9 protein-coding genes are annotated in these 9,288 nt (G+C 67.3%); 4 read left to right on the forward strand and 5 right to left on the reverse strand.

Annotated features, from left to right (window positions below):
• Positions 1-82 precede the first annotated feature (82 nt).
• Both AC6EI8_RS20480 and AC6EI8_RS20485 read left to right on the forward strand, forming a co-directional pair.
• The gene (locus AC6EI8_RS20480) at positions 83-979 is read left to right on the forward strand and encodes an ABC transporter permease (RefSeq protein WP_053821985.1); all 897 of its coding nucleotides are present in this window, start codon (positions 83-85) and stop codon (positions 977-979) included.
• Between the two features lies 1 nt (position 980).
• Positions 981-1,775, forward strand: a complete 795-nt coding sequence (locus tag AC6EI8_RS20485; RefSeq protein ID WP_149318903.1) for an ABC transporter ATP-binding protein — start codon at positions 981-983, stop codon at positions 1,773-1,775.
• Between the two features lie 125 nt (positions 1,776-1,900).
• On the opposite strand, the gene AC6EI8_RS20490 is transcribed toward AC6EI8_RS20485, so the two are convergent.
• The 3 genes from AC6EI8_RS20490 to AC6EI8_RS20500 form a co-directional block, all read right to left on the reverse strand.
• Complete coding sequence (locus tag AC6EI8_RS20490) at positions 1,901-2,137, reverse strand: hypothetical protein (protein ID WP_498382732.1); 237 nt, start codon at positions 2,135-2,137, stop codon at positions 1,901-1,903.
• Positions 2,138-2,238: 101 nt separating this feature from the next.
• Positions 2,239-3,651, reverse strand: coding sequence for a LutB/LldF family L-lactate oxidation iron-sulfur protein (locus AC6EI8_RS20495; RefSeq protein ID WP_149318904.1), 1,413 nt, complete (start codon positions 3,649-3,651; stop codon positions 2,239-2,241).
• A gap of 50 nt (positions 3,652-3,701) precedes the next feature.
• Positions 3,702-4,427 (reverse strand): (Fe-S)-binding protein, encoded by a 726-nt coding sequence (locus AC6EI8_RS20500; RefSeq protein WP_150083096.1) that lies wholly within the window; start codon positions 4,425-4,427, stop codon positions 3,702-3,704.
• A gap of 250 nt (positions 4,428-4,677) precedes the next feature.
• Here AC6EI8_RS20500 and AC6EI8_RS20505 point away from each other — a divergent pair, with 250 nt between their 5' ends.
• Entirely contained in the window at positions 4,678-5,463 is a 786-nt protein-coding gene (locus AC6EI8_RS20505) for an IclR family transcriptional regulator (RefSeq protein ID WP_006578410.1), read from the forward strand.
• A gap of 162 nt (positions 5,464-5,625) precedes the next feature.
• Positions 5,626-7,038 (forward strand): FAD-binding oxidoreductase, encoded by a 1,413-nt coding sequence (locus tag AC6EI8_RS20510; RefSeq protein ID WP_498382731.1) that lies wholly within the window; start codon positions 5,626-5,628, stop codon positions 7,036-7,038.
• Between the two features lie 141 nt (positions 7,039-7,179).
• On the opposite strand, the gene pbpG is transcribed toward AC6EI8_RS20510, so the two are convergent.
• Complete coding sequence (gene pbpG, locus AC6EI8_RS20515) at positions 7,180-8,415, reverse strand: D-alanyl-D-alanine endopeptidase (RefSeq protein ID WP_150083100.1); 1,236 nt, start codon at positions 8,413-8,415, stop codon at positions 7,180-7,182.
• Positions 8,416-8,817: 402 nt separating this feature from the next.
• Positions 8,818-9,264, reverse strand: a complete 447-nt coding sequence (locus tag AC6EI8_RS20520; protein ID WP_265632318.1) for an acyl-CoA thioesterase — start codon at positions 9,262-9,264, stop codon at positions 8,818-8,820.
• Between the last annotated feature and the right edge of the window lie 24 nt (positions 9,265-9,288).

Here is a 9,288-nt window from a genome sequence, read left to right on the forward strand (position 1 = left end):
AGGCGCATGATCCGCCGGCGGCGTCCGCGCCAGTCAGCACGCCCGGCCACCGGCGGGCGCGCATACCGCAACAGGATTCACCATGTCCCTCTTCTCCCTTCTGGGCGCGCTGGAGATCGGCCTGATCTTCAGCCTGGTCGCCCTCGGGGTGCTGATCTCCTTCCGCATCCTCAATTTCCCCGATCTGACCGTCGATGGCAGCTTTCCGCTGGGCGGCGCCGTCGCGGCCACGCTGATCGCCATGGGCCAGGACCCGTTCCTCGCCACCGCGCTCGCCATCGTCGCCGGCGCGATCGCCGGGCTGATCACCGGCTGGCTCAATGTCCGGCTCAAGATCATGGATCTGTTGGCGTCGATCCTGATGATGATCGCGCTGTACTCGATCAACCTGCGCATCATGGGCAGGCCCAATGTGCCGCTGATCACCGAGCCGACGATGTTCACGGTGCTGCAGCCGGAATGGCTGCCCGACTTCATGCTGCGCCCGCTGGTGCTGGTGGTCATCGTGATCGTCGCCAAGCTCGGCCTGGACTGGTTCTTCTCGTCGCAACTCGGGCTGGCGATGCGGGCGACCGGCGCCAATCCGCGCATGGCGCGCGCGCAGGGCATCGCCACCGGCCGCGCCACGCTGGCCGGCATGGCGCTGTCGAACGCGCTGGTCGCGCTGGCCGGCGCGCTGTTCGCGCAGACCCAGGGCGGCTCCGACATCTCGATGGGCATCGGCACCATCGTGATCGGCCTGGCCGCGGTGATCATCGGCGAGACCATCCTGCCGGCCCGCCGGCTGGTGCTGACGACGCTGGCCGTGGTGCTTGGCGCGATCCTGTACCGCTTCTTCATCGCGCTGGCGCTGAACAGCGATTTCATCGGCCTGAAGGCACAGGACCTGAACCTGGTCACCGCGCTGCTGGTGACGGTCGCGCTGGTGCTGCCGGCCACGCGCAAGAAGCTGTTCGGCCGCAAGGCGAATGGAGGCTGACATGCTGCGCGCACAAGACCTGAAGCTGACCTTCAACCCCGGCACGCCGATCGAGACGCGCGCGCTGCGCGGACTGAGCCTGGAGATTCCGTCGGGCCAGTTCGTCGCCGTGATCGGCTCGAACGGCGCCGGCAAGTCGACCTTCCTGAACGCCATCAGCGGCGACCAGATGGTGGACGCCGGCTCCATCACGATCGACGGCAACGACGTCACGCGCAAGCCCGCCTGGGACCGCGCGCCGCTGGTCGCCCGCGTGTTCCAGGACCCGATGGCGGGCACCTGCGAGGCGCTGACGATCGAGGAAAACATGGCGCTGGCGATGGCGCGCGGTTCGCGCCGGGGCTTCCGCCCTGCGCTGAACCGTTCGTCGCGCGAGCTGTTCCGCGAGAAGCTGCGGCTGCTGAACCTGGGGCTGGAAAACCGGCTGACCGACCGCATCGGCCTGCTGTCCGGCGGCCAGCGCCAGGCGGTCAGCCTGCTGATGGCGTCGCTGCAGCCCTCGCGCATCCTGCTGCTGGATGAGCACACCGCGGCGCTGGACCCGAAGACCGCGGCCTTCGTGCTCGAGCTGACGGCCCGCATCGTCGAGGAAAACAAGCTGACCACGATGATGGTGACCCACAGCATGCGGCAGGCGCTGGACTACGGCCAGCGCACCGTGATGCTGCACCAGGGCCAGGTGGTGCTCGACGTGTCGGGCGAGGAACGCAAGGGCCTCGACGTGCCGGACCTGCTGCGCATGTTCGAGCGCAGCCGGCACGAGCAGCTGGACGACGACGCGCTGCTGCTGAGCTGATTCGTCGCCTGCTTCGCCATGCAAGAACCCCGGCCTCGGCCGGGGTTTTTGCTTGTTTGGGTTTCTGCCTGGGTTTCTGCCTGGGTTTCTGCGTAGCTGCTGCGTGGCTATGTGGGTGGGGTGGCTCAGGCGGTCGCCGCCTTCGCCAGCCATCGCCCCAGCTGGTCCGTCACCGCGGTGCTGGAGAACGAGCAGCTGTCCTGCGCGAATACCGCCGACATCTCGAGCCGGCGCAGCAGTTCCTCCATCGCTTGGCCGAACACCGGCGGCAGCGTCAGTGCCAGGGCCTGTTCACGCCAGGCGCGCACCAGGGCCTCGGCGGGCAACGCCCCGGCACGATGGCGGTCCAGCGCATCGCGCATGGCGCGCAGCGGCGCCTGATTCGCGTGATTGCTTGCGTGATCCGCCACGTGATGGCTCGGATCGGCCTGATTGCCCCGATGGGATGGCTTCGCCGGTTCGCTCATGCCTTCGCCCTCCTTTCCTTGTAGAGGTCGCGGAAGGTTCGGCCGCTCGGTGCCGGCATGTCGCGCGTATCGGTCCAGCCCCGGCCGCCGAGCGGCAGCTTGCCGATGCGTCCGTCGTTGCGGCCCATGCGCGCCAGCAGGCCTGCGCCGAGCCGCGTCGCCAGCGCGTACAGGCCCGGCCGCTTGGCGACATAGCCCCAGGCGCGCAGCGCCCAGCGCTCCTGCCAGGGCCGCATGCCGCGCTCCATCTGCTTCTCGCGCAGCTTGCGCAGCAGGTCAGACAGCGGGATCGACGCCGGGCAGACGCGGTTGCACTCGCCGCACAGCGTGGCCGCCTGCGGCAGGTCGATGGCATTGCCCAGGCCCACATAGCTGGGCGTCAGCACGCTGCCCATCGGACCCGGATAGACCCAGCCATAGGCGTGGCCGCCGATCTTCTGGTAGACCGGGCAGTGGTTCATGCAGGCGCCGCAGCGGATGCAGCGCAGCATCTCCTGGAAGTCGCCGCCGATCAGGCCGGTGCGGCCGCCATCGACCAGCACGAAGTACATATGCTCCGGGCCATCCTGCTCGCCGGGCGCGCGCGGGCCGGTCAACAGCGAGAAATAGTTCGAGATCGCCTGCCCGGTGGCGGAACGCGGCAGCAGCCGCATCACGGTGGCCAGGTCCTCCAGCGTCGGCAGCACCTTCTCGATGCCGGTGACGGCCACGTGGACGCGCGGCATCACGGTACACATGCCCTCGTTGCCCTCGTTGGTCACCACCGCCACCGAGCCGGTTTCCGCGATCAGGAAGTTGCCGCCGGTCACGCCCATATCGGCCGACAGGAACTCCGGGCGCAGCACCTCGCGGGCTTCGCGGGTCATGTCGGGGATCTCGGTCAGCCGCGGCTTCTGGTGGACCCTGGCGAACAGATCGGCGATCTCGTCCTTGTCCTTGTGCACCACCGGCGCAATGATGTGCGACGGCGGCTCGGCGTCGTTGATCTGCAGGATGTATTCGCCCAGATCGGTCTCGATGCTCTGCACGCCCAGCTCGCCGAGCACCTCGTTGAGCCGCATCTCCTCGGTCACCATCGACTTGCTCTTGATGACCTTGCGCACGCCGTGGCGCTGCGCGATCTCGCCAACCAGCCGTGCCGCGTCGGCGGTCGTCTCGGCGAACAGTACCGTGGCGCCGCGGCGCGTGGCGTTCTCCTCGAAGGTCGCCAGCCAGACGTCGAGGTTGGCCAGTGCACGGTCGCGGCGCTCCTTCAGCGCCTCGCGCGTGGCGGCGAAGTCGATGTCCTCGATCGCCGCCGCGCGCGCGGTGACGAACTTGGTCGACAGCTTCTTCAGATTCTGCTGCAGGCGCTGGTCGGCCAGCTTCTGGCCGGCGCGCGCCTTGAATTCCATGCTGTGGACTTGCATGCGTGGGGGCCTCTTGCGGGATGCGCGTGGATCCGCGGTCGATGCGGGGTTCAGGCGTCGCCGGCCAGGACCTGGGCGATATGCAGCACGCGGGTGCGCGTATCGCCGGTCCGGCGCAGGCGGCCTTCGATATTGAGGATGCAGCCGAGGTCGCCGAGCACCACCGCGTCGGCGCCGCTGGCGGCGATATTGGCGCACTTCTCGTCGACGATCGCGGTCGAGATATCGCCGTACTTGACCGAGAAGGTACCGCCGAAACCGCAGCAGGCCTCGCAGTCCTTCATCTCGGTCAGCTGCACGCCGGGCAGCTTGCCCAGCAAGGCGCGCGGCTGCTGCTTGACGCCGAGCTCGCGCAGGCCGGAGCAGGAGTCGTGGTAGGTGATGTGGCCGGAGAAGTTGCTGTCGAGCTTGTCGACGCGCGCCACGTTGACCAGGAAATCGGTCAGTTCGTAGACCCGCGGGCGCAGGCGCTCGTAGCGGCCGTTCAGTTCGGGATCGTTGCGCAGCAGGTCGCCGTAGTGATGCAGGATCATGCCGCCGCAGGAGCCCGACGGCACCACCACGTAGTCGAACATCTCGAACTCGCGCAGGAATTTCTCGGCCAGGTCCCGCGAGGCGGCGCGCTCGCCGGAGTTGTAGGCCGGCTGGCCGCAGCAGGTCTGGGCCTCGGGGACCATGACCTCGTAGCCGGCCTTCTCGAGCAGCTTGAGCACCGAAAAGCCGATCTCAGGCCGCATCAGGTCCACCAGACAGGTGACGAACAGACCGACTCGCATGGTTTCCTTACCTTTTTCCAGACCCAAAACCCCCCAATTATGCGCTTTTGCGCCGCGGGTCCGCCACTGCGGCGAGCCGCGACGGTCGCTTTTTATCGGCCGCGGGGGCCCTTCAGGGACCTTCCGCTGCCCCAATTTGGGGCTTTCGACGTGCCGAATGCCCGACTATGACATTTCACGTATTGAAATTTTCACGATGCGAGATAGAATCAGGCAGTCGCTTAATATGCCGCATGGCAACAATTTCCCCATGGCTGAAGCAGAGAAGGAACCCGGCAAGACGTCGATCCAGGTGATCGAACGCATGATGACGCTGCTCGATGCGCTCGCGCGGCATGCCGATCCGGTCAGTCTGAAGGAACTCTCCCAGGCTACCGGGCTGCATCCCTCGACGGCGCACCGCATCCTCAACGACATGGTCGCGTGCCGCTTCGTCGACCGCTCCGATCCGGGCAGCTACCGGCTCGGCATGCGCCTGCTGGAGCTCGGCAATCTGGTCAAGGCCCGGCTCTCGGTCCGCGAGGCGGCGCTGGCGCCGATGCGCGCGCTGCACCGCGTCACCGGCCAGACCGTCAACCTGTCGGTGCGCCAGGGCGACGAGATCGTCTATATCGAACGCGCCTACAGCGAGCGCTCCGGCATGCAGGTGGTGCGCGCCATCGGCGGCCGCGCCCCGCTGCATCTGACCTCGGTCGGCAAGCTGTTCCTCGCCGCGGACGAGGTCGCGCGGGTGCGCAACTACGCCACGCGCACCGGCCTGGCGGGCCATACCCGCACCTCGATCACCGACCTGTCCAAGCTGGAGCGCGAACTGAACTGGGTCCGCACCAACGGCTATGCGCGCGACAACGAGGAGCTGGAGCTCGGCGTGCGCTGCATCGCGGCAGGCATCTACGACGACTCCCGCCGGCTGGTGGCGGGCCTGTCGCTGTCGGCGCCGGCGGATCGGCTGCAGGACAGCTGGCTGCAGAACCTGAAGGAAACGGCGTTGCAGATTTCGCGCGGCATGGGCTATACCGCCGATAGTGACGTGTAGCGACGGATAGCGACGGGTAGCGACATGCAGCGGCGCGCAGCCTCGCGCCGCCCCTGCCGCCGGCCGTGCCGCGGCCCGTGCCGCCGCCCCTCATGCCACGCCCCGGAGCGCGATTCCGCGCGCTCCGCCCCTTCCCGATATCGACAGACAGCACACGACGAGATGCAAGACTCCGGTTTTCTGCCGCGCCTGCTCGAGGCGCTGGGACCCGATGTGGTGACCACCGATGCGCAGGCGATTGCGCCCTGGCTGAGCGACTGGCGCGGGATCTACCGGGGCGATGCCCAGGCCGTGGTGCGGCCCCGGAATACCGACGAAGTCGCGCGCTGCCTGGCGCTGTGCCAGCAGTGGCGCGTGCCGGTGGTGCCGCGCGGCGGCAATACCGGCCTGTGCGGCGGCGCGACGCCCGACGATCGCCCCGCCAACGTGGTGCTGAGCCTGGACCGGATGAACGCGATCCGCTCGGTCGATACCATCGCCAACACGATGGTGGCCGAGGCCGGCTGCATCCTCGGCAATCTGCGCCGCGCCGCCCACGACGCCGACCGCCAGCTGCCGCTGTCGCTGGCCGCCGAGGACTCGTGCCAGATCGGCGGCAACCTCGCGACCAATGCCGGCGGCGTCAACGTGGTGCGCTACGGCATGGCGCGCGAGCTGGTGCTGGGGCTGGAAGCGGTGTTGCCCGACGGCGAGGTCTTCCACGGACTGCGCACGCTGCGCAAGGACAACACCGGCTACGACCTGAAGCAGCTGCTGATCGGGTCCGAAGGCACGCTGGGCGTGATCACCGCCGTGGCGCTGCGGCTGCTGCCGCGCACCGATCAGCGCGCCGTGGTGCTGGCCGCGGTGGAATCGCCGCAGCAGGCGCTGCAGCTGTTTTCGCTGCTGTATTCGCGCTGCGGCGCGCGGCTGCAGGCATTCGAATTCTTCACCGGACCCTGCCTCGACCTGGTGCTGACGCATGCCGAGGGCGTGCAGGCACCGTTCGCCGACCGCCATCCCGCCTATGTGCTGGTCGAACTGGCCGACACCACCGACGAGGCGGGGCTGAATTCGCTGCTGGAAGCGACCATCGGCGACGCGCTGGAACAGCGCCTGTGCCTGGACGCGGCGGTGTCGGCCTCGCTGAGCCAGGTCGAGGCGATGTGGAAGCTGCGCGAGGAAATCTCCGAAGCGCAGCGCGCCGACGGCCCGCACCTGAAGCACGACATCTCCTTGCCGATCGAATCGATCCCGGTATTCATGGAGCGGATGGCGGCGCGGCTGCAGCAGCTGGACGCGGCGATCCGCCCCTTCGTGTTCGGCCACTTCGGCGACGGCAATCTGCACTACAACCTGTCGCGTCCCGCCGGCGCGCCCCAGGACTGGGCGACGACCCACGGCGAGGCCGTCACGGCCGAGGTACTGGACGAGGTCATGCGCCATGGCGGCAGCATCAGCGCCGAGCATGGCATCGGCCAGCTCAAGCGCGAGTATTTCCACCGCTACAAGGATCCGCTCGAACTGCGGCTGATGGTCGGCATCAAGCGGCTGCTCGATCCGGCGGGCATCATGAATCCGGGCAAGCTGCTCTGATCGGCTGACTGCTGCCAGGCCAGGCAGCCGGCCAAGCGGCCGCGGGCTCCAGAAACGACGACGCGCCCTCGAGGGGCGCGTCTTTCGTTGCGGGCTTCGTTGCGGGCTTTCGTTGCAGCAGGGGCTTGCCCGCGCTGCCGTTCAGATGCCGCGGGCCTGCTGCGACGTCAGCACATAGTGCGGCGAATTGGCCGGGCCTTGCGTCAGGTTCGGCGTGCTCGGGAAGCGGTTCGGCGCCGACGGCGGCGAATGCTCGAGCCAGTCGCGCACGCGGTTGGCGTCGGCGAAGCGGGTCAGGTTGCCGGACGAATCCAGGAACACCATCACCACGTCGCGGCCGCCGACACGCGCCTGCATCACCAGGCAGCGTCCGGCTTCGGAGATGAAGCCGGTCTTCTGCAGGCCGATGTCCCAGTTGCCGCCGCGCACCAGGCGATTGGTGCTGACGTAGTGCTGGGTGCGGCCGAGCACGTTGACCTCATGCTCGGTCTGCGTCGAGAACGCGCGGATGGTCGGATTGCGGTAGGCCGCCTTGACCAGCCGGGCCAGGTCCAGCGCCGACGAGACATTGCTGCTCGACAGGCCGCTCGAATCGACGAAGTGGGAGTCGTTCATGCCCAGCTCGCGCGCCTTGCGGTTCATCGCCTGCACGAAAGCCGGCAGGCCGCCCGGATAGTGGCGGCCAAGGGCGGAGGCGGCACGGTTTTCGGACGACATCAGCGCCAGCAGCAGCAACTCCTGCCGGGTCAGCTGCGTCCCGAAGCGCAGACGCGAGCTGCTGTGCTTCTCGGTGTCGCGATCTTCCTCGGTGATGGTCAGCACCTCGTCCATCGGCAGGCGCGCGTCCATCACCACCAGCGCGGTCATCAGCTTGGTGATCGAAGCGATCGGCAGCACCGCGGCCGCGTTCTTCTGGAACAGGACTTCGTTGGTGTTCTGGTCCATCACCAGCGCGACGCTGGAGCGCAGCGACAGCGCATCATCGGTATCGCGCAGTCCCAGCGCCTCGCCCAGCGACGGACGCGACGGCGGCGTGTAGGCGGCGCGCACGGGCGCGGCCTGACGCTGGACCAGAATGACCTTGCGCTTGCCATTCTTGGAGACGATGACCTTGCGGCTGCTGGTCTTGGCGACCGTCGAACCCTTCGACGAGCGGCTCGCCTTGGCCGACTTGGTCGACGATTTGGCGGACGATTTAGCCGAAGATTTTTGGACTTTGACGACCTTTTCGGTCTTTTTAGCGGATTTGGACGATTGACTCGCCGCCTCCGCCATGGGCGCGGCAATCAGCGCCGCCGACACCAGCATGGACGCCGCCACGGTGGGCAGAGGCAGGGTGCCGAGAAATCTCAGAAATGGAAGGTCGAACCGGGACATGATTCTCGGGCGCGCATCGGGAATGGCGCCAGTGTAGAAAAAAAAGAATTTGTTAGCAAGATTAATGACTTACACAGCGGACTTAAAGTTTCCATTACAGACATTTCCGTAATACGAAAAATAAGCCGCTTGCAGCACATGGAAATCTGCATGACGCGGCCTCCCGGCCCGGCAATCTTCCGCCCTGCGCACGCGCATGCCTCACTAACGTCAGATCTGGCGAGAAATTGAGGGGTCGGCGGGAGAGCGGCCGCGTCATCTGGATCAGCAACGCGCGAAACCGGGTTCCGGTTCACATCCGCACCGCAACATTCGCCGCGCGGCGCGCTCCCTGCCCCGCCCCCGATACCGGGCGCGAGGGACAGGCCGGCACGGCACCTGCGCGCGTTCACGTTCACGCTCCTACCGATCCGCGGCCGCCACCAGCAGCGGCTCCAGCGCCTTGCGCAGCGGCTCTGGCAAGGCCACCGGGCGGCGCGTCTGGCGATCGACATAGACATGCACGAAGTGCCCTTGCGCGGCGGCGCTGTCATCGCCCTCGCGAAACAGCCCCACCTCGTAGCGCACGCTGCTGTTGCCGAGCCGCGCGACGCGCAGACCCGCGACCACCGTTTCGGGAAAGCTCAGCGAGGCGAAGTAGTTGCACTGCGTCTCGATCACCAGTCCGATGGTGTCCCCTGCCTCGATGTCGAGCACGCCGCGCTCGATCAGGTAGCGATTCACCACGGTGTCGAAATAACTGTAGTAGACAACGTTGTTGACGTGGCCATAAACATCGTTGTCCATCCAGCGCGTCGTGATCGGCAGGAAGTGGCGATAGCAGTCGCGGGTCTGGGCTTGCGGCTTCATGGCAGGCGGTAACGGTAAGCGGAA

Source organism: Cupriavidus sp. R6-3 (genome assembly GCF_059772245.1).